Annotated in this window: 26 protein-coding genes and 1 tRNA gene; 12 read left to right on the top strand and 15 right to left on the bottom strand. The window is 37.2% G+C overall.

Annotated features, from left to right (window positions below; all coding sequences use genetic code 11):
* Positions 1 to 208: 208 nt before the first annotated feature.
* A complete protein-coding gene (locus EA772_RS16645) occupies positions 209 to 1,357 on the bottom strand; it encodes an aldose epimerase family protein (RefSeq protein WP_124914194.1) in 1,149 nt (382 codons plus the stop codon).
* Positions 1,358 to 1,488: 131 nt separating this feature from the next.
* On the opposite strand from EA772_RS16645, the gene EA772_RS16640 reads away from it, so the two are divergent.
* The 3 genes from EA772_RS16640 (at position 1,489) to EA772_RS16630 (ending at position 3,099) form a co-directional block, all read left to right on the top strand.
* Entirely contained in the window at positions 1,489 to 2,160 is a 672-nt protein-coding gene (locus EA772_RS16640) for an HAD family phosphatase (RefSeq protein WP_124914193.1), read from the top strand.
* Position 2,161: 1 nt separating this feature from the next.
* Positions 2,162 to 2,851 (top strand): NUDIX domain-containing protein, encoded by a 690-nt coding sequence (locus EA772_RS16635; RefSeq protein WP_116168390.1) that lies wholly within the window; start codon positions 2,162 to 2,164, stop codon positions 2,849 to 2,851.
* 175 nt (positions 2,852 to 3,026) lie between these two features.
* Positions 3,027 to 3,099 (top strand) — tRNA-Lys (locus tag EA772_RS16630).
* Between the two features lie 123 nt (positions 3,100 to 3,222).
* Here the strand turns inward: EA772_RS16630 and EA772_RS16625 are convergent.
* From EA772_RS16625 to EA772_RS16610, 4 genes are all read right to left on the bottom strand, one after another.
* Positions 3,223 to 3,651, bottom strand: a complete 429-nt coding sequence (locus EA772_RS16625) for a hypothetical protein (RefSeq protein WP_124914192.1) — start codon at positions 3,649 to 3,651, stop codon at positions 3,223 to 3,225.
* 66 nt (positions 3,652 to 3,717) lie between these two features.
* Positions 3,718 to 4,299, bottom strand: a complete 582-nt coding sequence (locus EA772_RS16620; protein WP_124914191.1) for a hypothetical protein — start codon at positions 4,297 to 4,299, stop codon at positions 3,718 to 3,720.
* A 527-nt stretch (positions 4,300 to 4,826) separates the two neighbouring features.
* Complete coding sequence (locus EA772_RS16615) at positions 4,827 to 5,039, bottom strand: hypothetical protein (RefSeq protein ID WP_124914190.1); 213 nt, start codon at positions 5,037 to 5,039, stop codon at positions 4,827 to 4,829.
* A 177-nt stretch (positions 5,040 to 5,216) separates the two neighbouring features.
* Complete coding sequence (locus EA772_RS16610; RefSeq protein ID WP_124914189.1) at positions 5,217 to 7,622, bottom strand: TonB-dependent receptor; 2,406 nt, start codon at positions 7,620 to 7,622, stop codon at positions 5,217 to 5,219.
* Positions 7,623 to 7,837: 215 nt separating this feature from the next.
* Between EA772_RS16610 and EA772_RS16605 the strand changes: the two genes are divergently transcribed.
* The 4 genes from EA772_RS16605 to EA772_RS16590 all read left to right on the top strand — a co-directional run bounded on the left by EA772_RS16605 (position 7,838) and on the right by EA772_RS16590 (position 10,983).
* Complete coding sequence (locus EA772_RS16605) at positions 7,838 to 8,815, top strand: Gfo/Idh/MocA family protein (protein WP_124914188.1); 978 nt, start codon at positions 7,838 to 7,840, stop codon at positions 8,813 to 8,815.
* A gap of 111 nt (positions 8,816 to 8,926) precedes the next feature.
* On the top strand, positions 8,927 to 9,277 hold the full coding sequence (locus tag EA772_RS16600) for a hypothetical protein (RefSeq protein ID WP_124914187.1): 351 nt from the start codon (positions 8,927 to 8,929) through the stop codon (positions 9,275 to 9,277).
* 480 nt (positions 9,278 to 9,757) lie between these two features.
* Entirely contained in the window at positions 9,758 to 10,267 is a 510-nt protein-coding gene (locus EA772_RS16595) for a PPC domain-containing DNA-binding protein (protein ID WP_124914186.1), read from the top strand.
* A 68-nt stretch (positions 10,268 to 10,335) separates the two neighbouring features.
* Entirely contained in the window at positions 10,336 to 10,983 is a 648-nt protein-coding gene (locus tag EA772_RS16590; RefSeq protein WP_124914185.1) for a phosphatase PAP2 family protein, read from the top strand.
* On the opposite strand, the gene EA772_RS16585 is transcribed toward EA772_RS16590, so the two are convergent.
* On the bottom strand, positions 10,980 to 11,588 hold the full coding sequence (locus EA772_RS16585) for a Crp/Fnr family transcriptional regulator (protein ID WP_124914184.1): 609 nt from the start codon (positions 11,586 to 11,588) through the stop codon (positions 10,980 to 10,982). The two genes, EA772_RS16590 and EA772_RS16585, sit on opposite strands and share 4 nt — an antisense overlap.
* Before the next feature lie 201 nt (positions 11,589 to 11,789).
* On the opposite strand from EA772_RS16585, the gene EA772_RS16580 reads away from it, so the two are divergent.
* Entirely contained in the window at positions 11,790 to 12,455 is a 666-nt protein-coding gene (locus EA772_RS16580) for an HAD family phosphatase (RefSeq protein ID WP_168187647.1), read from the top strand.
* A gap of 49 nt (positions 12,456 to 12,504) precedes the next feature.
* Here EA772_RS16580 and EA772_RS16575 read toward each other — a convergent pair whose 3' ends face one another.
* Positions 12,505 to 13,677, bottom strand: a complete 1,173-nt coding sequence (locus EA772_RS16575; RefSeq protein WP_246833973.1) for an aldose epimerase family protein — start codon at positions 13,675 to 13,677, stop codon at positions 12,505 to 12,507.
* A gap of 225 nt (positions 13,678 to 13,902) precedes the next feature.
* On the opposite strand from EA772_RS16575, the gene mgrA reads away from it, so the two are divergent.
* Positions 13,903 to 14,892: an L-glyceraldehyde 3-phosphate reductase gene (gene mgrA, locus EA772_RS16570; protein ID WP_124914182.1), complete on the top strand. Its 990-nt coding sequence runs from the start codon at positions 13,903 to 13,905 to the stop codon at positions 14,890 to 14,892.
* Positions 14,893 to 15,012: 120 nt separating this feature from the next.
* Complete coding sequence (locus EA772_RS16565; RefSeq protein ID WP_124914181.1) at positions 15,013 to 15,954, top strand: cation diffusion facilitator family transporter; 942 nt, start codon at positions 15,013 to 15,015, stop codon at positions 15,952 to 15,954.
* A gap of 72 nt (positions 15,955 to 16,026) precedes the next feature.
* On the opposite strand, the gene EA772_RS16560 is transcribed toward EA772_RS16565, so the two are convergent.
* The 7 genes from EA772_RS16560 to EA772_RS16530 all read right to left on the bottom strand — a co-directional run bounded on the left by EA772_RS16560 (position 16,027) and on the right by EA772_RS16530 (position 22,541).
* Entirely contained in the window at positions 16,027 to 17,205 is a 1,179-nt protein-coding gene (locus EA772_RS16560) for a DUF3095 family protein (protein WP_124914180.1), read from the bottom strand.
* 103 nt (positions 17,206 to 17,308) lie between these two features.
* On the bottom strand, positions 17,309 to 17,503 hold the full coding sequence (locus EA772_RS16555; protein ID WP_124914179.1) for a hypothetical protein: 195 nt from the start codon (positions 17,501 to 17,503) through the stop codon (positions 17,309 to 17,311).
* Positions 17,504 to 17,606: 103 nt separating this feature from the next.
* Positions 17,607 to 17,927, bottom strand: coding sequence for a hypothetical protein (locus tag EA772_RS16550; RefSeq protein WP_124914178.1), 321 nt, complete (start codon positions 17,925 to 17,927; stop codon positions 17,607 to 17,609).
* Between the two features lie 171 nt (positions 17,928 to 18,098).
* Positions 18,099 to 18,395, bottom strand: coding sequence for a Dabb family protein (locus EA772_RS16545; RefSeq protein ID WP_010602555.1), 297 nt, complete (start codon positions 18,393 to 18,395; stop codon positions 18,099 to 18,101).
* Between the two features lie 49 nt (positions 18,396 to 18,444).
* The gene (gene ligD / locus EA772_RS16540; RefSeq protein ID WP_124914177.1) at positions 18,445 to 21,144 is read right to left on the bottom strand and encodes a DNA ligase D; all 2,700 of its coding nucleotides are present in this window, start codon (positions 21,142 to 21,144) and stop codon (positions 18,445 to 18,447) included.
* A 10-nt stretch (positions 21,145 to 21,154) separates the two neighbouring features.
* Entirely contained in the window at positions 21,155 to 21,328 is a 174-nt protein-coding gene (locus tag EA772_RS16535; protein ID WP_010602552.1) for a DUF3606 domain-containing protein, read from the bottom strand.
* 100 nt (positions 21,329 to 21,428) lie between these two features.
* On the bottom strand, positions 21,429 to 22,541 hold the full coding sequence (locus tag EA772_RS16530) for a glycosyltransferase family 87 protein (protein WP_168187589.1): 1,113 nt from the start codon (positions 22,539 to 22,541) through the stop codon (positions 21,429 to 21,431).
* 412 nt (positions 22,542 to 22,953) lie between these two features.
* On the opposite strand from EA772_RS16530, the gene EA772_RS16525 reads away from it, so the two are divergent.
* Both EA772_RS16525 and EA772_RS16520 read left to right on the top strand, forming a co-directional pair.
* Positions 22,954 to 23,175, top strand: a complete 222-nt coding sequence (locus tag EA772_RS16525) for a DUF3606 domain-containing protein (RefSeq protein WP_010602550.1) — start codon at positions 22,954 to 22,956, stop codon at positions 23,173 to 23,175.
* 8 nt (positions 23,176 to 23,183) lie between these two features.
* Positions 23,184 to 23,384, top strand: a complete 201-nt coding sequence (locus EA772_RS16520) for a hypothetical protein (RefSeq protein WP_124914175.1) — start codon at positions 23,184 to 23,186, stop codon at positions 23,382 to 23,384.
* 38 nt (positions 23,385 to 23,422) lie between these two features.
* Here EA772_RS16520 and glgX read toward each other — a convergent pair whose 3' ends face one another.
* A complete protein-coding gene (gene glgX / locus EA772_RS16515; RefSeq protein ID WP_124914174.1) occupies positions 23,423 to 25,549 on the bottom strand; it encodes a glycogen debranching protein GlgX in 2,127 nt (708 codons plus the stop codon).
* Positions 25,550 to 25,611: the final 62 nt, after the last annotated feature.

Raw genomic sequence — 25,611 nt, 5'->3', positions numbered from 1 at the left:
GATAAAAAGTTGATTTTGCAGAGCCGAAAACGCCATAGAACCCCTAAATCCCCTAAAGGGGACTTTGCAAGGAGCAATATGATATTAGAAAAACAAAAAAGCAAGACCAGCAGTCTTGCTTTTTTGTTTGTTTCAATTTGGAACGAATGGTGACCCGTTTAGGAACAGCCATCTTGCCTTTAAACTCCCCCTTTAGGGGGTTGGGGGGTTATTTAAACTTATATGTCGTGCTGGTTTTATACGTTTCGCCCGGCTTCAGTATTGTTGATGCAAAATTCGTATGATTTGGTGCATCAGGGAAATGTTGCGTTTCTAAACAAAAAGCAGAACGGTGAGGATAAGACTTGCCACCTTTACCATCCTGATCTTGTCCAGTTAAAAAGTTCCCACTATAAAACTGTAAACCTGGTTCAGTAGTATACACTTCCATCACAATTCCTGTTACGGTACTTTTTACGGTAGCCACAGGTGTTTGATCATCATGTTTCTTTAAAGCGAAATTATGATCGTAACCTTTACCAAATTTAAGTTGTTCCTCTTTTGCATCAATGGCTTCACCAATGGTTTTTGTTTTATTAAAATCAAATGAAGTTCCGGCTACAGCCTGCAACTTCCCTGTCGGAATTAAGGTAGCATTTACAGGCGTAATGGAATCAGCAGCAATCGTTAATTCATGATCCAATATGGTTTTATTTCCCTCGCCATTTAGGTTAAAATAAGCATGATTGGTTAAATTAACTATTGTAGTTTTATCAGTAGTAGCTGAATAATCAATTTTTAAAGCATTATCATCTGTTAAAGTATAGGTTACTTTCACATCCAGCTTGCCAGGATAGCCGGCTTCTCCATCATTTGATACGTAACTTAGTTCCAGCTTTTGAGCGTCAACTTGTTTGGCTTCCCATACTTTCGAAAAGAAACCATCTGTTCCACCATGTAAAGTATTCAAACCATCATTCAACTGTAGCTGATAGGCCTTACCATCCAACGTAAACTTACCCTTCCCTATCCTATTGCCATAACGACCAATTAAAGCACCGAAAAATGGTTCACCTTTTTTACGGTAAGAAGCAATACTATCATACCCTAACACCACATCAACCCATTTATGATCCTTATCCGGAACAAGTAGAGAAACCACTCTTCCTCCATAATTGGTAATTGAAACTGATGCACCTGATTTATTTTTCAAGGTAAACAGCTTCACACTTTTTCCATCAATAGTGGTGGTATATTTTAATGAGTCATTTTCAACTTTGGTTTCAGTGGCCTGATCACTTTTTGAATTACAAGCAAATAACGTTGCCGATAAGCAGATTGCGGCAATTGGAAAGCCTTTTAAAAATATTCGTTTCATATAGATTTATTTCTGGTTGAATGCTAAAGTATGAAAAATAAATTACCGTTATCATAACGATTATCATTTTATTTCGGTTAATATTGAGCGGATTTACCTACATCAGAAAAAATCACATAATTTAGCAACCTATGGAAGATTTGAATTTCAAACCCAAAGCCATTATTTTTGATTTGAACGGAACCATGATCGATGATATGAAATATCATACCCTGGCCTGGCATTCAATTATGAATGATGACTTAGGTGCCAACTTAGCCTACGAAACCGTTAAAAAGGAAATGTATGGTAAAAACCATGAAGTTCTGGAACGGGTATTTGGCAAAAATAAATTCAGTGTGGCAGAAGTAGAAAAATTATCTTTTGACAAGGAAAAACGTTATCAGGAAGGTTATTTCCCACATTTGGCTTTAATTGATGGGCTTGCTAACTTTCTTGAACGGGCAAAAGAAGATAACATCGCTATGGCAATTGGTTCTGCAGCAATTCCTTTTAATATAGATTTTGTGGTAGATGGATTAAATATCAGGAATTATTTAGCCGCGATTGTAAGCGCCGATGATGTACTGACGAGTAAGCCAGATCCTGAAACCTTTTTAAAAGCGGCCGAAGCGCTGGGCATTAAACCTGATGACTGCCTGGTTTTCGAAGATGCGCCGAAAGGTGTGGAATCTGCATTAAATGCAGGAATGAAATGTATCGTTTTAACCACCACTCACAAGGTTGAAGAATTTGATGAATACAGTAATGTTTTGGCTTTCATCGCTGATTATCATGATGAAAAATTAAACTCTCTTTTTTAAAATGGCAAAGTATTTAAATCAAAAACCCGTACTGGTAGCTGTTGATTGCATTATTTTTGGTTACGATGGCGATCAGCTTAAACTTTTAGTAATCAAAAGAGCCATTGAACCCGTAAAAGACCAATGGAGTTTGATGGGTGGTTTTATTGGTGAAAACGAAGACCTGGATGGTGCGGCGAAAAGAATTCTTTTAGAACTCACCGGCTTGCATGATGTTTACCTGGAGCAGCTTCATTCTTACGGCAGTCCAAACCGTGACCCTATTGAACGTACCATTTCTGTGGTGTATTTCGCCTTAATCGATATCAATAAGTACAGCCAACAAATTAACGATCAATACCATGCAGAATGGTTTAAGCTTAAAGAGGTACCCGAGCTGATTTTTGACCATAACGAAATGGTTAAAGCTGCGATGGATAAAATCCGCTATCAGGCAGCCCTCCATCCTATCCTGTTCGAGCTGTTACCGAAAAAGTTCACCATCCCGCAATTACAAGCTTTGTATGAGCAGGTGTACGATTCTCCTATTGATAACCGAAACTTCATCAGAAAAATTACGGCAAGTGGGCTTTTAATAAAACAGACGGAGAAAGATAAATCGAGTTCGAGGCGTGGTGCTTTCTATTTTAAGCTGGATAAAAACAAACACAAGGCACAATTTCAGTCGTTTTTAAATTTTATACCTAAGTAATATTTTTTTTTAAAAAAAATTAACGGTGCACAGAGCGGATACAAAATTATAAATCAAGCACTTGACTTAACATTTTTTTAACACGGATAAATACCCCTTAAATAATTTTAAAAAAACATTTGCACGATTAATTATTATCTCTATATTTGCACCTCCTTAAACAACAAGGAAAAATGATTCCGTAGCTCAGCTGGTAGAGCATTACACTTTTAATGTAGTGGTCCTGGGTTCGAATCCCAGCGGGATCACAGAAAGCCTCACAGAAATGTGGGGCTTTTTTGTTTAAAAGCTGTTTCACTAACAATGCTAAAAAAGCCTCTTCAGCGAAAAGGCTTTTCTGTTTGTAGCAAATACAAGTAAATTAACCTCTACTACTGATGTGCCTGGGCAACGATGTCTTGGGCAATTTTATTTCCATACTGCTCAAACTTTACTTTATCCTCAGCGGTCATTTTCGCTTTCAATGCTACTATTTTTTCTTTCCAGGGCGCAAATTTTTCACCCATTTCTTTGCCTATCTGTCTCATTTTAGCCTGATCTCCATCGGCTAATTTTGCTTTTTGCTTCGCTTCTTTCATTCCCTCGCTAAAATAAGAGAACCATTCTTGCGCTTCTTTTTGGATTTCGGGACTGGAAAAGGTTGGCACACCTTTCATCGCTTTATCTATATCTACTTTATTTACCTCTACTTTGGAGCTTGTCTTACTTGTAATATCTTGCGAAGCTTTTTCATCATTATTGCAAGCCGTTAGTGCAACTACAGTTGCCAGCGAAAAAAGAATGGTGTTTATTGTTTTCATGATTTTTAGATTTTAAGTATTTGAGATTGATATATTAAGTTTAAGCAGCTTAGTACTCTTTTAATTCTATTTATTTGCATGGAACTTTTCATATTTCGCGATGCATTTTTTCTGGTAATCGAAATTGATCGCATCGCCAAACGTTTCTAAAAAGGTTTTTGGATAAATAATCTCGGAATTAATAAATGTTTTTACTGTCTTGCCTTTCACTTCTCTTTTAATCACACCCAAATATTGATTTGTTATTAAATTGATACTGGACTCAAAAAGTCCTTCATTTGGGTTGTCTCTGCCAAGTTTATCGTCCGTTCTTCGCATTTGCACCAATTGCATTTGTTTAGCTGCTTTGCTGTATTTGAACACACTGATAAAACCTGAACGATCGTAATTATTCCAAAATTCAAATCCACTTTTCGTAACCACTAACGTATTCCCGAAATTCAGATAGTGTATTGGTTTGCTTTCAACCTTTCGGTACTGCTGACTAGATAACCACAAAATCAAAACTTTCTTATCATCATCTATCCAAACACTATCTTTTTTGAGATCGCCATCAAAATCCTTTACAATTTTTCGGGTGGTTTGTGCAGAAACCGTGACGGTTAAAAACAGCAAAAAAAAGAGAGAATGATATTTGAGTTTTTTCATAAGCGTCTTGTCTTCATTAAAGATCAGATTTATATTTTTTTTATTTCTTACTGATTGATATTTGTAAGGGAAAGCTTATTATTCGTGTGATGCGGTGAGATAAGCGTATTCATTGAAAATCTTCCGTTACGGTTTCGAGAAATAAAAAAGGTGAGTTATAAGTCTCAAATATTAGAGAAACAGTATTTGCTATATGCTAATGATGATCTCCTACTGGAGTACCTTTTATAGTTCGCGGATTAAGCATACCTAACGCTCCTGAACTTTAGGACTATAAAACTGTTCATTTGCCATTATCACATGGCTGACACAAACAAGCTGGAAATGTTGATTTTAAGATATCTATCCAATGAATTATTTTCTAATAGCTATATTTAAGTGTTACGGAATCATGAAAATTTATCGAGCCCCGGGTAGCCTCACACGAACAGTGAACATTATGCATCACAACAGTTTATAACCTTTTAAAATTCTCAGTAAAAAAAAAGCCCCGGATAAACCAAGGCACAACTTTCAATCATTAATTTCTAATTCAGCGTATCAATCGTATTCAGATGCGCCTCTGCTATTAAACGCTTTTCTAATTTCCTTATTCCATCAAGCACCGAATGCTTCAGCGCAATTGGTGCATTTGATTCATCTACCCACTGTCTCATTCGGGAAATTTTTTCTTCAATTTCAAAAAATCTAAACTGTATTCGGGCAGTTTCTTCCACCATTTCCACAAAACTGTTTCTCATAACTTTTTAGTTTAACTCCATCCCTACGGAAGAATTTTTTAATTTAATAACGTTTTAAAGAGCTGATTGTTTTGCAATTAGCCAAATCGACCTTTCAGTAAACAAACATTATTCCACATTTACATAATAAAAAAATGCCACATGATTTCTCATGTAGCATCTTATCATTTTTTTCGGTTAGAATCGATAACCGATACTTCCAGAAAATGTTCTCGGACGCATTGGTTCAAGTGTGGTCCAACCTTTATAATATTCTTTATCGGTTAAATTATCCAGTTTCAAACCAAAAGTAAAAGCTCCTGTTGCGTATGATGCCGAAGCATTTAAAATGGTGTAAGATGGTAATGTGAACACACCTACAGTTGCGTCATTTACGATACTGTTTTCGCCAGCATAGTTTCCACCAAAGCCAAATCCTAAACCTTTAGCAGCACCATGGCTAATTTTGTAGCTTAACCACAAGTTTACCAAATCTTCAGGACCAGCGGCAACTGGTCTTCTACCTTGCACATTCGCACCTGCATTGGTCAGCTTACTTTTATTTTTAGAATAACCGGCGATGATATTAAATCCATCGAATGGATTCGCAATAATCTGCGCTTCGAAACCTTTGCTATACTGATCACCACCCTGAGTATATTGGTTTAAGCCGGTGCTCAATACGATGTTCGAAACCTTAATATCATAATAACTTAATGATCCTGATAACTTTCCGTCAAACAAATCTGATTTAATACCAGCTTCTAATTGGTTGGCATGTTCAGGATCGAAAGTGGTAATCACATTGGCACCACCAACTAACTGATTAATTGGCGCAACATTTTTGAAACCATTCATGTAGTTACCAAACACCGATAACTGATCTTGAATCACCTGATAAACCAATCCGAATTTTGGCGACAATGCGGTTTGTCCGTATCTGTTTGCTGCTACAACACTTAAACCTGCATTTCTAAAATGATCGATACGTAAACTTGCCATGGCAGATAGAGCTGGTGTAATATTAAAAACATCAGACACATAAGCACTGTATATCGACTGCGTTGATCTGGTATTACCACCATAGCCTGCTGTGGCGATGGCATTATCTGCAGCCTGGCTGGTTAAATTTTCAGCTGCCGGAACCAAAGGATTAACCGATCCGAAAAGCGCATAATTCGAACTATTGTTGATCGAAGTGGCCAGGTAATAATCTAAGCCGGCAACGATTCTATTGCGCATATTGCCAATTTTGAAATCGCCGGTAAAGTTCTGCTGAATATCTGTTGTTTCGGTAGTAGAATTCTGGTTGGTAATGTACCTCGAGAAGATACCATTGCCAGATACCGGAACATTATTTACCGAAGCTACCCCTTCAAATAAATAGGTGTAATAGCCTTTTGATTTTGCGGTACCTCTGGAAACAATGGTTTGTGAATTCCATTCATCAGAAATTTTATAATTCATTTGGGCCTGCACCGTAGTAACCGGATTACTCATCGAAAGTGCATTACTGGTGTATGATTTTCTGTTATCATAACCTAAACCATCTAATGTAGTTGTTCTCAACGGATAGCTTCTGTTAAAGAAAAGCATAGTTGGGTTAGTGCCATCAGAAATTAAAAACTGGGCATTGAACAAAAACGATAATTTCTCATTCACCTTGTAAGCTAGGGATGGCGCAAAAAATCTTGATTTCCTGAAGCCTGCATCCTGAAAACTACTTTCATCGTGGTAAGCAGCATTCATTCTGAACAAAACCTTATGATCAGCATCTAGCGGTGTATTTACATCAGCTGTTATTCGGTTTAACCCGTAACTTCCGGCAGTATAATTCACCTCTACCATTTTATTATCAAAAGGCTGTTTGGTAACAGTGTTAATCAAACCACCGTATGAAATTAAACTGCTGCCGTATAAAGTACCTGACGGGCCTTTCAAAACTTCAATTCTTTCCACGTTTGAAACATCCAGGCTTCCATTCGTTAAACCTGGTAAACCATTTACCAAAGTTGGCTGAACCGCGAAACCTCTTAGCGAGAAATAGCCTGCACCATCTCCGCCTCTACCTGATGATGACCAAAGCTTATCAATCCCAGGAGCATTTCTCAATGCATCATCAAAATTAGTTACCAATTGATCAGCTAATAATTCTTTTGCAATAACCGAATAAACCTGTGGATTTTCTAAGTTATTCAATGGCATTTTCGAAACGAACTGACTCTCTTTTGCGAAATATTTATTTTTCTTTCCGCCACTAACCACAACTTCTTTTAGCTGTTGGTTAGATGCTTGTAAGGCTAAGTCTAACATAGCGGTAGATCCTGCAGTTACTGTAACCTGACCTGATGCTGGCGCTAAGCCTACTAATCTGGCTGTAACTGTATAGGTACCTGCAGGAACATTTTTAAGTGTATAATTACCAGACTTGTCGGCCGTAGTATTTGCAATTCCTTTTATGGTCACCTCAACGGCTTCAGCAGAAGCGCCATCAGATGTTTTAATTGTTCCTTTTACTGTACCAAAATTAACCTGTGCAAGAGCTGTAAGGCACATGAATAGCAATGCAAACGTTGAAAGATAAAATTTGTAAATTTTTAACATATTATTTAGAATGATTATAAACGGCAAACATACAAGAAGATATGTCACTGAAGCAAACGTTATTTATAATGATTACAAATAATACATTATCATGACATTCACTATTTATTGTCTTTGCCCTGTGACTTTTGAAATTGTTTTTTCTGATGTAATAAATAGGTGATCGTATTCAATAACGGGTTGCTATTGTTAACTTCGGGTTTAAATAATTGCTGATGAATACAATTAAATGGGGAATTATTGGTTGCGGCGATGTGACCGAAGTTAAAAGTGGCCCAGCTTTTAATAAAGTTCCAAACTCATCATTAGTAGCGGTGATGAGAAGAGATGCTGTTAAGGCAGAAGACTATGCCAAACGTCACCATGTGCCGAAGTGGTACGATGATGCCAGTGCATTGATTAATGATCCTGAGGTAAATGCCATTTACATTGCCACACCGCCCCTACAACATGAAGAATATACGTTACAATCGCTGGCCGCAGGTAAGCCGGTTTACGTAGAAAAACCCATGGCGTTAAATAGCGATGCCGCTAAAAGAATGGCTGGCGCAGCTGAGCAATATGGTGTAAAATTATGTGTGGCACATTACCGCAGAGAACAGCCACTTTTTCTGAAAATAAAAAAACTACTGGAAGAGAAAGCGATTGGAGATATTCGGTTTGTGGATTTGAAAATGCTGCAAAGCAAAAAAGCTGATGTAATTGCAAAATCAGAACACAACTGGAGGTTAGATCCAGGCATTGCCGGAGGTGGTTTATTTCACGATTTAGCGCCGCATCAATTGGATTTAATGCTTTATTTTTTTGGTAATCCGATAAAGTCTCATGGAGTATCGCTTAATCAGGCCACAGTAGAAGGCGTTGATGATTTGGTTAGCGGACATATTCTATTTGATACCGGTGTAATCTTTAACGGAACCTGGTGCTTTACCGTTTCTGAAGGCGAAACTAAAGACAGCTGCGAAATATATGGATCGAAGGGTAAAATCAGCTTCCCGATGTTTGGGCATCAAATTAAAATCATTACCGATGGCCAGGAAGAAACTATCGATTTTGCACCTTTAGCACATGTAGAACAACCGATGATCCAAAAGGTTGTCTCCTATTTTCTTGGTTTATCCGAAAATCCATGTAGCGGAAATGAAGCAGTTAAAACCATGAATTTGTTAGATCGTTTTACAGAAAAAGATTAAAGAAGTTGGTTTGGTATTTACAATAATACATTGTTTCTGTAAAATTCATTTTACTTTTGTGATGCTAAATCAAAATTTCATCCGTTTGTAAAGCAAAAATCTTTCATCACTATGAAAAAATTATCTCTCATCCTATTTTTCAGCTTTGCCTCAATTATAGTAAAAGCTCAAACCCTTATCTTGGCAAAAGATGCAGCGCAGTATATCGGTAAAACTATTAGTGTTTGCGATTCGGTTTATAGTACCAAGGCTTTGGATAAATTGAGTTTAATTAATCTTGGAGGTGCCTATCCAAAAGAATTATTAACCATTGTAATCAATAAGGAAGACCAGGCCAAATTCACGGCTGAACCTTCAAGTATGTATATGGGAAATAACATTTGCGTAACTGGTGTGGTGACTGAATTTAAAGGCAAACGCCAAATTATAGTGACTGATCCAAAACAAATTGTCGTAAAATAATTCAGCTTTTTCCCAGATATCCAGGTATTGTTACCCTATCCTATTTTACAATCGATCACTGTTGCAGATTAAGCCGCATTCAAAATATTCTTTGCTGCCAGTTTGCTCCTCGTTGCATCATCAAAATGACAAATTGATTAAGGTTAATAACTAAAGGGAAATCAACCTGATTGCCTCCTCGCTTTAAGGAGGACAATTTTGGTTGGAGCGTTAAACTGGAAATATGATCTAAATATTTTCGACTCGAACAGAAAGCCTTTTTAGTTGGCAAATAATCCATTTGCCAACCATAAAAGCATAGATATCCTTATTATCTGATGTGAAGATGGTAAATCGATTTAATTTCTCCTAACCGATTATACATAAAGCCTTTTTTCCGTGATGGAATAGGAACTTTCCTTTATGAATTTTCCTGATAATACCGCAATCAAACCTTTCTCTTGTTTGAGATGTTACCAAAAGACACTTCAATCTATTTAGATGAAAAAAATAGCTTACTTTTCACTTTTATCACTAGTAATTTTAAGTTTTAGTTCAAAAGCACAAAGTACCAATGCCGAGACGACCAAACGATACATTAAAACACCTACCGGTTTTTTTATGGTACTGAGACTGGGTGATGATGTATTGGCCCAGTTGGAAAACATTGCTATGATTGAAAAAATTCCAAGTGCCAGCTACTCCGGAATGGGTTTTGTAAATGCAAAGTTTGGCTTTTTTAATTTTAAAACAAAAGAATACGAGCCCAAAGAATTCGATAGTGTAGAATTGGCCAGCATGAATGGTTCAATTGCCTGGCAAAATGGAAAAGTTTCTCTCCATACACACGGAACGGTAACAGGTAAAAATTTTAAGGCTTATGGCGGCCACCTATTGGCAGCAACTGTCGGTACGGGTTCCGTTGAAATCACTATTGTGGTTCATCAACAAAAATTAGAGCGGATAAAGGAAGAGCCCCTGGGCGCCAACGTATTAAATTTAGGTAATTAAGATTTTGCAAAAATCATCGCGGGCAATGCTTAGAAAATGATAGTTTTGAAAAATTCATTTTATCATCAATGCATATAAAACGCAATACCCTCCTTATCATACTTACGCTGCTGATCATCGCTTTTACCTCACTAAGCGTTTTCATCGCTGGTCATCCAATACTACAGTTTGATATCAGAGCTTCTCTGTTTGTTCAACAATATCAGTCAGATTGGCTAGATAAGCTGATGCTTGCCATTAGTTTTTTTGGGGAACTACCCTGGTCATTGCTTTCTATCTTAGTGGTGGCGGCTATTTTTTACTGGCAGAAATTCAAACGCGAAGGCTTGTTTATGGCCTCGATACTGCTTTCCGGTCTAATTATTTTGGGGATAAAAAACATGATCAATCGTCCGCGTCCAACAACCTTTTATGTCCGTTTAGTAGAGGTTAACCGGTTTCAAAGCTATCCGAGCGGCCATGTATTGTCTTACGTACTTTTTTTTGGTTTCCTTATTATTTTAATGGATCGTTTGGAAACCATTCCAAAAATAACCAGAAACATCGTTACCTATTTATCTGCTTTTTTAATGATATCAATTGCACCTTCAAGAATTTATTTGGGTGCGCATTGGTTTACTGATACGCTGGGTGGGTTTTTATTGGGTTTGATATGCCTCTTTCCGCTGTGTTATTTTTATTTTAAAAAAGATTCCTCACAAAGTGAAAACAATTAGGCCGCAGATCCTAATTTTTCTTTTTTTCTGATTCTGCTTAGGGTTTCTATTCTCATCCCGAGATAGGTAGCTAAAAACTTGATGGGAATGCGGTTCTTCAGCGTTGGGTTTCCCGCTCTGAATTGATTATATCTCGCCTCTGCCGAGGGGATTCTGGATAAAATTGCCCGTTCTTGTGATAAATTGAAGTGAAGCGCCAATAGTTTGCGGGCCAGGATATTCATCTCCGGAAACTTAACATACAGATGATCGATAAATGAATAACGCAACACAAGCAATTCCGAATCTTCAAGCGCCTGAAATTTTTCATGGTAAAGTGGTTTGAGCGTATTCGGATTACGGACATGTCCCACAATATGGTTTTCATCAGTAATTAGGGTGGTGATGTCTTTTCCTTCATCAACAATAAAGCCTCTGAACAAACCTTTCAAAATAATGAATACGCAGTCTTCTTCCTCATTATCAGTACAATTCACTACCTCATTCTTTTTTACTACAACCTGATAAGTTTCCTTTCTTGCTAAAGTAATTATTTGTTTAGATAGTGGATGGAGGCCGTTTAAAAACTGAATAAGATGCTCACCGTCATCTTTTACTGAACTCATAAATACAAAATTTATATCTGGAATAACTACATGCAATGTATTACTTGTCAGCAAATTTTCCAAATAAAAAAGACTAATATGATGAGTTTTCGGACGATTAAAAATCCCGGTAAACTGAAGACCGTTCTGATATTTTAAAATTGATTTTAATCATTAAACTATTTAACATTAACCTTGAAAAATTCTGATAATTTTGTGGCTATGACGACTAAAAAACCTAAAGCATTTCTCTTCGATTTGAATGGTACGATGATTAACGATATGGAATATCACAACCATGCATGGCATTCCATATTAACTAAAGATTTGGGCGCAAGTATTAGTTTCGAGGCTGTAAAGAAAGAAATGTATGGTAAAAATCAGGATCTGCTGGAACGTGTTTTTGGGGTTGGCCATTTCTCACAAGAACAAATTGATCAAATATCTATTGAAAAAGAACACCGTTATCAATCGGCCTACAAGAAACACTTAACGCTGATTCCAGGATTAGCTGATTTTTTAAACGAGGCAAAAGAATTGGGTATTTTGATGGCGATAGGCTCTGCGGCCATTCCCTTCAACATTAATTTTGTGCTCGATAACTTAAATGTTCGCTCTTACTTTTCGGCTATTGTAAGCGCTGAGGATGTTCAAAATAGCAAACCAGATCCGGAAACGTTTACCAAGGGAGCCAATATTTTAGGTGTTCAGTTCGATGAATGTGTGGTTTTCGAAGATGCGCCGAAGGGTGTTGAAGCGGCACAAAATGCAGGTATGAAATGTATTGTATTGACTACCATGCACACAGCCGATGAATTTTCTGCCTACAACAATATCATCGCTTTTATTGAAGATTATAACGATCCTATTTTAAAGAATCTGCTTTAAAAAATCAGGGTTGCAAATGCAACCCTGATCTTACTTTGAAAATATTAGATTAGTTCGAAAATTTATAAATCGAACTCGTTTTATAAACTTGCCCTGGCTTTAGCACCGTTGATGGAAAAGCTGGTTGATTCGGCGAATCGGGAAAGTGTTGCGTCTCCATACAAAATGCCGTTCTAAAATCATCTTTCGATCCACCTTTGAAAGTATTTTTACTTTGCATGAAGTTACCGCTATAAAACTGAAGTCCAGGCTCTTGTGTGTAAACATCCATCGTAATCCCGGTTTTGTCGCCCTTAACACTGGCTGCCTGATACATGCCCATACCTTTTGTTTTATTTAATGCATAATTATGATCATAACCTTTTCCGAAAGTTAATTGCTCATTTTTATCATTGATTCGAGCACCAATAGTGTTTGCAGTAGTGAAATCAAAAGGTGTATTTTTAACTTTATCGATTTTACCGGTAGGAATTAATGTAGAATCAACCGGGGTATATTCATCAGCAAATATTTTAACTGAATGATTTAATACATCGCCACTGCCCTCTCCATTGAGATTAAAAAAGGCATGGTTGGTTAAATTTAAAACAGTTGTTTTATCAGTCGTGGCCTGATAGTCCATTTTCAGTTCATTATCATCTGTTAAGGTGTAAGTAACCGAAACCTTTAAATTTCCAGGAAAATTCTCGTCTCCATCTTTTGATAAATAGTCGAACTGTATCGTGTTTTCATTTATTTGTTTAGCATCCCAAACTACATATTGAAAACCTTTTTTACCACCATGTAAGGTATTTTGGCCATTGTTGGTAAATAACTGATATTGCTTTCCTTCAAGTGTAAATTTGCCCTTTGCAATTCGATTACCAAAACGGCCGATTGTAGCACCAAAATAAGGTTCAGTTGACTTTTCGTAGTCGCCCGCACTCTTAAAACCTACCACCACATCTACCAGTTTTTTATCTTTATCAGGAACCAATAAGCTTATTAACCTGCCACCATAATTTGTAAAAATCGCCTGGGCATTGTGTTTATTTTTTAATGTATAGAGCCCCGTTTTCTTACCATCGATCTCTTTTTGAAAAGAATCGGCTACCAATTTTACACTAGCAACGGAATCAACAGATGAACTGCTTTCAGTTTTCGATTTTCCATTTTCAGACTGGCAGGAAACCATTCCAATGGTGGCAATGGCACAGAGGCTTGCTAAAGATTTTATTTTCATCGTTTTAATATTGGGTTAGAGTGCCGGCAATTCACCGACTTTTTTTAAAGTTCTGAATACAAATAAAACGATTTACAATTAAATTGCGGTTAATTACTGAAGTATTTATTGCTGATGGGATGATAACATACCGGAAAGCCACTACTTTTATGGTGCCTTTCTCTGCCGGAGAATAAAAAATCAAATGGAGAAAAAACTTGTTAATTTGCCTTTAATAAAATAAAGATGACTAAAAATATATCAGAAAACCGCTATGACAATATGTTGTATAATCGTTGCGGAAACAGTGGATTGAAACTCCCTGCCATATCATTGGGATTATGGCATAATTTCGGGCATGTTAATGTGTTTGAAAATAGCAGAAATCTCATTTATACCGCTTTCAACAATGGCATAACTCATTTTGATCTCGCTAACAATTATGGTCCGCCGCCTGGCTCAGCCGAAGAAGTGTTTGGTAAAATTTTACGTGAAGATTTTAGCGGCTATCGCGACGAAATGATTATTTCGAGCAAGGCTGGTTATACCATGTGGGATGGTCCTTATGGTGACTGGGGTTCGAAGAAATATTTGATTTCGAGTCTCGACCAAAGCTTAAAGCGAATGAAGCTCGACTACGTTGATATTTTTTATCATCATCGTCCTGATCCGGAAACGCCATTAGAAGAAACAATGGGTGCACTAAGTTTACTGGTGCAACAAGGAAAAGCCCTATATGTTGGTATTTCAAACTATCAGGCAGAAGAAGCCGAAAAGGCCATTCAAATTTTAAAAGCAAATGGCACACCTTGTTTAATTCATCAGCCTAAATATTCGATGTTTGAGCGATGGGTAGAAAACGACCTGTTAGATGTTTTGCAAAAGAATGGCGTAGGTTGTATTCCCTTCTCTCCACTTGCGCAAGGATTATTGACTGATAAATACTTAGGTGGCATTCCGGCAGACTCAAGAGTTGCAACCAGTGGAGTATTTTTGAAGGAAAGCAGCATCACTCCAGAAAAAATTGAAGTCATTTCGAAATTAAATGAGATTGCAAAATCGCGTGGGCAAAAATTATCGCATATGGCATTGGCGTGGATCCTAAAAGATAAACGCATCACGACCGTGCTTATTGGCGCCAGTAAGCCTGAACAGATTACAGATTCAATAAAAGCTTTGGACAACACAAATTTCAGCGATGAAGAAATTAAGCTAATTGACAACATTTTACAATAACATCAGCGTAAACATAGATTGCCTTTTAATCGCTGTTTACTTTTAACATTTACAATTCATCACTTTTCAAACCAAAGCAGTATAAAATGGTTTAGATAGCATTCAATACGTTACTAAACTATGGCAAGAGCCAATAAATCAATTTATAGTGCACTGGCTGCAAATTTACTGATCGCAATTACAAAATTTGTTGCAGGTGCTTTCACCAACAGCTCATCGATGATCGCTGAAGGGATACATTCTACAGTGGATACCAGTAATCAGCTTTTACTTTTATATGGGTTAAAACGAAGTGTAAAACCAGCCGATAAATACCGTCCGTTTGGTTATGGTAAAGAATTATACTTCTGGTCGTTTATTGTTTCGATTATGGTTTTTGGCCTGGGCGGTGTGGTTTCCATTACGCAGGGAATTGAACATATCCGTCATCCGGAAACGCTGGTAAATCCCGGATGGAACTACGTGGTACTGGCACTCTCTTTTGTTTTTGAAGGTGCATCATTAATTGTTGCCATTAAAGAATTTAATAAAACAAGAAATGGACTGCCTTGGTGGAAAGCCATCATCAAAAGTAAAGATCCATCAGGATTTTTAGTTCTTTTTGAAGACGGAGCTGCAGTGATGGGCCTAATCATCGTTTTTGTTTTAATGGTTTTAAGCCATAACTTAAACATGCCATTTTTGGATGGTTTAGCTTCCGTGCTGGTTGGCTTATTACTAATTTTTGTATCGTTTATTCTTGCGAGAGAAAGCAGAAGTTTGCTGATGGGAGAAGGATTAAGTCCAGAAACTCAGCAGAAGTTAAAGGAATTAATTGAAGCCGACAAAGATGTGATTACGGTTAAAAGTATTTTATCAACCTATCAATCACCTAAGGAAGTTATACTGGTTCTCATCATTACCTTCCAATCTGACTTAGATACTGAAGAATTGACAGCAGCCATTGACCGGCTACGGAGCGAGGTAAAACAGAAATATACAATCATCCGGTTTGTAATTATTCAACCACAATCTGCAAATATCGAAGAAGGGAACCAATCGAAAGATATATTTTTAGCATAACGAAATCAATAAATAATCTCTGAATTTCAAATAAATTTCAAAACGATTTATTTCTTGATTTACAGTTGATTACTATGAATTCGATGGCGAGGCAGATACTTTGGTTCTGATTTTTTCTTTTAAAACGGCTGCTGCTTCTGTATAGCCACCTTCGCCCCCATCAACAAAATGAATGTGATCATCTTCTAAATCACGAACATAACATGACATAACTGATTCGCCACTTACATAAATGCCATATAAAATTTCGTCATTACGTTCCATCTGATCTAAACTTTTTTGAAGTTGTAATCGCTGATGACCTGTTCCGGTAATTACGGTATTAATCCGCCCATCAATCACTAATGTATCAGACATTTCTACCAACTGGTTTAGGTATTTTTTACCACTCTCGGTTCTGAAATAAATATAGCCGTAGGCATTAATGAACCAGGTTTTAATAAGTTCCAGCCATTTAATTTTACCCAGCCGGTGTCGCATCTCCCTACCTAAATGATTGAAGCTTGTTCTAAAGATTAGTTTAGGAATTGATATTGGCTGACGTTTTTCAGGGGCACCATAAATTTTATCTAATTGTGCAATCACCTTACTAAACACTTCTGCCTGTTTATTGCAATCTTGTGCAATGGCGATCAACGTAACTACTTCTTCGCTGTTTTCTGGCGGCTGAATTTTATCCCAACGGCATTGCATGCCAGTTAAATCCAATTCCTCATTCTCTTCATCATGATCGGAGAATAGATAATTTTCTCCTTTGATAATTTTTTCGGCATAATCCAGGCCATCTCCTAAAATTATGGGGATGGAAAACTGCTTCGAGATACTGAAGCGGCTAATTTTTAAGTGATGCTTACCTTCGTAAATTTCTTTTACAGAGACAATTCCTGCCCGCAAATCGAGATTGAAATTTTGTAAGCTGTTCCTGTGATAAACCATCAATGCTTTCATTGCCTGATCTACGATAACAGGTGGTACAATAAATGTTGCACCATCGCCGCCGAAGAAAAAAGGAACAGATAAATTTGCCTTAAAAGCTATATTTAACACCGTAACGATACTCCCGGTGGCAATCAGATTTACGTTTTGATGAAGGCCTGATTTTACCGCATTGGTTGAATTTTTGATATCTGTAATGATCACATACCAATCACTGGGAACCTCATGAAAAAGTTCTTTGCTGATCAATAATTGGTGCAGCGGTATTTTGTTTACCGGCAAATTAGCAAAAAAATGAGCTCCGTTGGCAGACATATTGATCCCTTAGTATCATTTATATACGAAATTGATTCCAAAGGGTTTTAAAAAATCATGTTTTCCTGTACGAAAAACATCCTTATCACTAATCCTAAGAAAACTAAACAATAAACATAATGGTTTTGCTCTGATTTAAATAGAAATAATAGAAAGATTGCTTTTGTCGGAAAATTTTTTCAATCCCCAAAACTTTCCCTGATTTACCAAACTCATCTGCAATAAAGTCTCCAATCTTAATATTGTCAAGTTGGCGACTGTCAACAGCAGCTCTCTTAATAAGTTTTAACTTGTTCATGATTACGTTATTTGCAATCATTTACGACGTTAAACTGGCGGCAGATTTTAAAATTAGCCGATTACCAATTTTTGAGTAGTGCAGATACTACAAAATATTAAATTTATGAATGAACAAGTTCATATACCCGTTTCATATACAAGGCTTCATCGATAATAATAAAAAAGTCTGCCCATTCATCACGTGTAAAAACCAAACTGATATCAGGAAATGGTGTAGAAAGGATTACCACTTCTTTTCCATCAGGTCTGTTTTCCAGATAATCGTCGAATTGAAGTTTTTTAGTAGCCAAATAAAAGGCGTCGAACTGCTCAAACGAGAAATTCATTAATACACCCGATCGCCAGATATTCAAGACCTTGCAATTATTACATTGCGCAATGGTAATATTTTGATTTTGAGCCAGCACAGTTGTTTTACACATAAATCTTTCTTTAACATTCACACTCAATGATATTCACAAAGATCATATTATTTAGAATAATTCCAAATAATATTTAAGATTAGCTGATTTATCTTAAGGGAGTCCTTTCTTTTTTTATCAAAGAGGCCCAGAAACAAACAAGGCCAGATTCATCTGGCCTTGTTTGTTTTCTTAATTTGCATCGTAAATAATCACCTTCTCAAAGTAAATCCTGAATTCATCAAGGAATGCCTTGTGTAGTGGATGCACCTGATATACATCGTGTGCAGCTAAATCTTCAAAGAACAAAATTAAGCTAAACGTATAAGTGGTATCAACTACTGCTCTTTCAATCGGTGCTGGGATTCCGATATGAAAATTTTTAACAACTTCAATTTGTTCAAGTGTTTGCAGGCTTTTACGGAAAGCAGCTTTTTGTTCGTCAGTGGTATCGGCTTTTAGCCAGAATAAAACGTGGTGGGCTATCATCTTTATTTTTTTTTCAAAGATAATGAAAGACATAATAGTTCATCCGCATTTAACCAAAAACACTTTTAGCTTTGCTAATAGCTTTTTTCAAATCAATCCCTTTCCCTAAAACACCTTTAAAAATGTCGTCTTCAGCCTTCAATCGGTCAATGGCATTAAAAATATTAAAATCTATCATTTTTAACCCTGGTTTCACCTCATCCCAATGTAGGGGCATGGAAACTGTTGCTCCCGTTTTTGGCCTTAGGGAATAAGGCCCTGCAATGGTTGCTCCCGGCCTGTTTTGTAAAAAATCAAGATACATTTTACCTTTTCTGGCAGAAATCATTCTTTCAAGCGAAGTATATTCAGGTATTTGCTCATGAACCAGATTCACTACAATTTTGGCGAACATCTGACTTTGTTCATAACTGTATTTTGCATTTAATGGAATGTAAATATGCATTCCGGTTGAACCCGATGTTTTACAGAAACTAGGTACATCAATGGCATCGAGCACCTTTTTGGTTTCCAGTGCCGCTTCCACAACCTGATCAAAGGTATGTTTGTCAGGATCCAGGTCAATCACACAATAATCCGGATTGTCAGGACTTTGCACCCTGCTAAACCATGGATTCATTTCTATGCAACCCAAACTTGCCATCCAAAGTAATGAAGCTTCGTCGGTACCAACCAGATACTCCTTCTTTTCGCCTTCACCATTTTCATAAGGAAAAGTTTTCGCCCAATCTGGTGCTTTTCCTTTCACATCCTTTTGATAAAAACTAGGTCCATGTATGCCCCCTGGAAAACGGTTTAGCGATTGCGGCCGGTCTTTCAAATAAGGAAGAATATATTCGGCTACCTGATAATAGTAGTTAAACATATCACGCTTGGTAACTTTATCTTCAGGCCAGTAAACCTTACTCAGGTTGGTAAACTTGAGCTCATGTCCTTTTATTTTCCGAACCTGTGTTTCATCTTTCGGGTTTAATAATGTTTTCTTTCCTTTTTCGGAAGGTGGTTTAATCGCAGTTTTATGTTGATCTTCAGTTTTGGTTACTTTATCCACGACGGTGTCAGTCGCAACTTCTTTTTCTCTTTTGACGTCTTTGGCTTTTTTATCATCACGCATTCCTTGAAATGAAGGATGACGAAATACACCATCATCGGTAACCTCTGTAAATGCCACTTCACAAACCAATTCTGGTTTTAGCCATGTAGCTTTCGCCTTCGGCGGATTGGGCCTAAACCGCGATGGTTTGTTAACATCAGGTAGTTCATCGAAAGGGCTTTTGTTAATCACCAAAGGCTCAAATTGTTTAACCATTTCCTTTTGCACCTTATCAGAAAAACCTGTTCCAACTTTACCAACGTATTGTAGTTTGCCTTTCTCGTACACGCCCAATAACAATGAGCTGAACGATTTTGACGTATCTTCATTTTTGGTATAACCGGCAATGACCACTTCCTGCCGCTTGTGAACCTTAATTTTCAACCATTCTTTCGATCGGCGATCTGTAGCGTAGGTACTGTTTATTTTCTTAGCAATAATTCCTTCGAGCCCCATTTTTTCAGCAGCCGCAAAAAAATCAATGCCACTAGCTTTAAATACCTTGCCAAGGCGAATACGATCATCATCAGTAGGGAGAACACTGTTCAAAATTGCCTGACGTTGCACAAGTGGAAGATTCATCAGATTTTTACCTTCATACCAAAGCAAATCAAAAACATAAAACACCAGTTCTCCATCTGCTTCGCTGCGCCAGTTTTGTAGAGCACCGAAATTAGAAATACCTTTTTCGTTTAAAACAAGAATTTCACCATCGAGTACAGCATTTATTTTCCATTCTTTTAAAAGATCATAAATTGGATAGAATTTTTCATTAAAAGATTTATTGTTTCGTGAAAGGAGATCTATTTTGCTTTTATTGATGAAAGCCAACGCCCGGTAACCATCCCATTTAACTTCATATTGCCATTCATCATCGTCAAACGGCTCGTCGACTAAGGTGGCGAGCATGGGCTTTATATTTTTAGGAATAGTAGATTTTGGCGCTTTTTTGAGGATAGCCTTTGGATTAACCTCAGTTTCCTCACCTACTTCACTCACTTCCTTTTCTTTACTTTTTACCGGACTTTTTTTTTCAGGCTTTATTTTTTTTGCTTTACCATCTTCCCACACTTTCTCTGAGGTTTTAGCCATTGCCGCAATGGTTTTACCCGAAAGAACAGATTTCTCTTCTTTGGTGATATCCTTCACGGACGCAAAATCATCTTTATGTTTAATCAGTAACCAGCCATTCTCGCCCATTCCGTGAGTTTTTACCAATGCAAATTCTCCGTTAAGTTTTTCACCATGAAGTTTAATTTTGAGTGAACCCTCTTTAAGCTGTTTGAGCAAATGCTTTTCCTGAGCGGCTTTGCCTTTAATGGTTTCGATTGGCTCATAAGTTCCTTCATCCCAAACAATGACAGTACCTCCACCATATTCACCTTCCGGGATAATTCCTTCAAAATTGCGGTAATCGAAAGGATGATCTTCTACCATCATCGCCAGTCGCTTTGTTTTTGGATCTGTAGACGGACCTTTTGGAACAGCCCAACTTTTTAAAACCCCTTCCATTTCAAGTCTAAAATCGTAATGTAAACGAGATGCATCGTGTTTTTGTATCACGAACATCAATTTGGTTTTACTCTTACTCCGTCCCGCTTTCGGTTCAGAAGTTTTAGAGAAATCTCGTTTAGAAGCATACTTTTCCAGACCCATAAATCAGATATTACTTTGTTAAAAATTCTTCAACTTCAGCAGCAGATGTACCTACCGTTTGCACGGCAGCTTTTAATTTATCTTTGCTTACGCCAAATTTGTTAGCCCAATAATCTACCTCATAACTTTCGTTGATGTTGATTTTAGTCCGATCAGCACCACCGGTTTTTGTTTTATCATCCATAATACGATTTGATTAGATATTCGTTAAACAGCTTTAAAACAAAAAAGGTTTTGATAACCATGTGTATATCAAAACCTTTGAATGAGGTACAAATTATTTATTAAGCGGTGACCATTTCGGCTTCATTTTCTTCGATAGTCTCATGCCCAACCTGGGTGGCCAGGTAAAGCACCCTTAGCCAAACCAAGAAATATGGCAAACTCAAAACAGAGAGTGATAACGGGTGTGACTTTGCAAAAACAGGAAAAAGCAACAGCGGAAAATTACAGGTTATAAAAAGCAATACAGGTAGTAAAACATTTTTAGCAGAGCGATTTTGCTCAAAAACATACCACAAGCCAACAGCTGCGATAGAAATAATGTAAGTACAATCTTCAGCTCCTGTGCTAAACAATACCGGAAACAGTAAAACTGAAGACAGGATCATCAACTGAAACTTTTTGTTTTTGTAAAGGTGTATAAACCGAAACGGAAGAAGAAACAACAAACTTCCAATTGCAATGAAAAGCAAATTAGATAATTGACGAATATGCAACAACTTCCGGAAAAAACCCATTATAGAAATATCGCCAGCCGCTCCCATAATATTGCTTAAGTTTTTCTCTATTAAAGAGTTTTTCCAATCGATATAAGAGCGGGCAACGAATTGAGGAGAAGCAAATAACATCGGCAGTAAAAAGAAAACAATCGACCAAAAAACCAACCACCCGATGAACTTAGTTTTCTGCTTTGAAAAAAAGAAAAATACTAAGCCAACCACACCATAAAGCTTAACGAATGTGCCCAGCACAATACACATCGCCGACCAAAAGCCTTGTTTCTTATTAATTTGTGTATAGCTTAAAATCATTAATGCGCCAGCAGTTGCATTGAATTGCTGGTTTAACATCGATTCGATTAAACATGGTATAGCGATATATCCAATAATTACTTTTTTTTCTGTAGATAAAGGCAAAGTCTGGATGGCCTTAAATAATACTATACAGTTAAATAAGTTCCAAAATAGTAGCCCTATCCAATTATGTAACATGGCAAATGGAGCAATCAATATGCTGAAAACTGGTCCGTAGTGATTGGTATCATTGTGGAAATTTGGATATGCCGCATAAAGTGATTGCTCTTTGAGCAGATTGCGAAAGGTATTCTCAAAAATTAAATAGTTATTGAAAGGATGTGTTGCCCATGAATCGACAACGAAGATAAGTGTGATCAAAACCCAAATCGATAAAACAACCCGATTGTTGTTAAAAAAATTTTGACGCAATAATGCCATGAAGAAATTGGTTAGAGGTGATTAGTTTGTTTGTACGTAATAATTTTATTACATACAATAATACATCACAAAAATGTGCCCGCAAAATACATGTAAAATAATTGTTACTCTTATTTTGTTTAACAAACTTAACCCGTTTATTTTCAATAATTTAAATCAAAATCTAAATTGTTAAATGCTTAAGTTTTTTACTTTAAGCTACCGAAATGCTCTTGCAAACTGACTACTGATTATTCTATAAAATTGTAATCTTCCCATAAAAATTAAACTCAAGAATAAATAATCGAAATTTTTAAAAACCAAAATAATTAAACAGGTGTTTTTATCTTATTTGTAACCAAATTATAAACCGATGGAATACCAAAACATTTCGACAACAGCAAGGAAAGAAGTAGTTGAGATCGCCGACGAAAAGGATCGCAATTACTGGGCAACAAGATTAGGAGTAAGTAGTGAAAAGCTGAAATCTGCAGTTAAGGCGGTTCAAAGCATGGAATTCTCTAAATTGAAAGATTATATCAGCATGGAGAAGATTAAATCTGCCAGCACTTATCAGCGTTTTGCAAATCAATAAACCTTAAGATGAGCAAAGGAATTGTGAACGAGCATGATGGGCTAATGGTGGATAACACCATTGTAGATTGTGCCCATCTAATTGACTTACCAGCATCTGGAGGTACTTTTTCCCATAAATTTAAAGGTGGTGTAATTAGTAACCCAAAAGCGACTATTAAGATATTATCCATTCAATACCCAAAGAATGGCTTAACCAATTTACTTTAATTGGTTTCAAAAGCTCGGTTTCAAAACTCGAGCTTTTTTTATTCCTCAGATTTCAATACCAATACCGATCTTCCTGCAACACCAATATCCTGAGCAGCTTCATAAAGCTCCAGCTCGTTTTTTGATATTTCACCGCTTGCCGTATCTAAAATTTTTCGCCATTTTTTGCTGTAGTCAGATTTTGGAAGTTTATACGACAGTGCTTCGTAATGCGCATTAAAGATGATAAAAAAGTGATTATCTAAAATATCCTCACCCATAGGCCCTTTACTTTGTATCCCTTCACCATGGAAATAAATTCCGATGGACCTGGCAAAATCTTTCTCCCAATTATGACCTTTCATTGGATTACCGTCGGGCGTAAACCAGGCAATATCCTTTACACCATCCCCTACTTCTAAGCCATTAAACCACTTTCTACGCCTCAAGCTCGGATGATTTAAACGCAAACGAATTAATTCTTTGGTAAAGTGCAGTAAAGACTGATCTGCGTTTTCCCAGTCAATCCATGAAAGTTCGTTATCCTGACAGTACGTATTGTTATTTCCATGTTGTGTTTTACCAATTTCATCGCCCGAAACCAGCATTGGAATACCTTGAGAGAGAAATAACGTTGCCAGGAAATTTCGCTTTTGCTGCATCCTTAAACTGATAATTTCTTTATTATCGGTTTCTCCTTCTATACCACAATTCCATGATTTATTGTGATCTTCTCCATCGTTATTGTCGTCTAAATTAGCCTCGTTATGCTTATGGTTATAGGAAACTAAATCATGAAGGCTGAAACCATCATGTGCAGTAATGAAGTTAATACTCGCTGTCGGCCTGCGGTAATCGCCTTCATATAAATCCGGACTTCCCAGGAACCGTTGCGCAAATTCGCCTAACATATTCGGATTTCCACGCCAATAATCACGCATTACATCGCGGTACATTCCATTCCATTCCGCCCAGTCAGGCGGAAACTTGCCCACCTGGTAACCGCCTTCCCCAACATCCCAGGGTTCGGCAATTAACTTCACCTGAGATATTACCGGATCCTGATGGATGATATCAAAAAAAGCACTTAGCCGGTTAACTTCATGTAATTCTCGGGCTAAGGTTGAAGCTAAATCGAATCGGAATCCATCTATATGCATCTCTAAAATCCAATACCGCAAACTATCCATGATAAATCGAAGTACATTTGGCAGCCTCGAATTCAGCGTATTTCCCGTACCGGTATAATCTGTATAATAGCGCTTGTTTTCTTCCAGACGGTAATAGGAACTATTATCTATCCCTTTAAAAGATATTGTTGGGCCAAGCTGATTACCTTCTCCGGTATGGTTGTAAACCACATCCAGAATGACTTCGATGCCAGCTTTGTGCAAAGCCTTAACCATATCTTTAAATTCTCTAACCTGTTCTCCACGGATATCGGATGAAGCATAACGGGAATCAGGGGCAAAAAAACCAATGGTATTGTAGCCCCAATAATTGGTTAAGCCTTTTTCTTCCAGATGATGATCTGAAATAAACTGATGAACCGGCATCAGTTCAACTGCAGTGACACCTAAATTCTTTAAGTAGCTTATAGCAACAGGATGTGCCAGGCCTGCATAAGTGCCGCGAATATTTTCAGGAATATCGGGATGAGTTTTGGTAAAACCTTTGACATGCATCTCGTAAATTACTGTTTGGTTGTAATTAATTTTGGGATGTTCATCATTTTCCCAATCGTAGGCAGGGTCAATCACCACCGATTTGGGGATGAAGGCTGCATTATCTGCCTCATTAAAACTTAAATCAAGCTCATCTGAACCTAACTGATAACCAAAAAGTGCTTCGTTCCATTTAATGTTTCCGGCAATTGCCTTTGCATATGGATCTAGTAAAACCTTATTTCCATTGAATCGATGGCCTTGGCTTGGACGGTAAGGTCCGTAAACGCGATAACCATATAATTGCCCGGGTTTAATTTCAGGAATGTAGGCATGCCAGATTTGATGCGACCTTTCCTTAATATTGATTCTGATGGTTTCCGTTTCGGCATGTTCATGATCAAAAAAACATAAATCAACAGCGGTAGCATTTTCGGCGTATAAAGCAAAATTGACTCCGCCTCCATTCCACGTGGCTCCTAAGGGATATGCTTCTCCAGGAAATTGTAAATATTCAGGCATTCTATAGGGGTTGAACGTGAGTTTAATCGTTATTTCCTTGTCGCCTTATAAATCATTTAGAC

The organism is Pedobacter sp. G11 (assembly GCF_003860265.1).
Classification (GTDB): Bacteria; Bacteroidota; Bacteroidia; order Sphingobacteriales; family Sphingobacteriaceae; genus Pedobacter; species Pedobacter agri.
The sequence above is the reverse complement of the archived record's forward strand: the minus strand, read 5'-3'. Positions and strand labels throughout refer to the sequence as shown.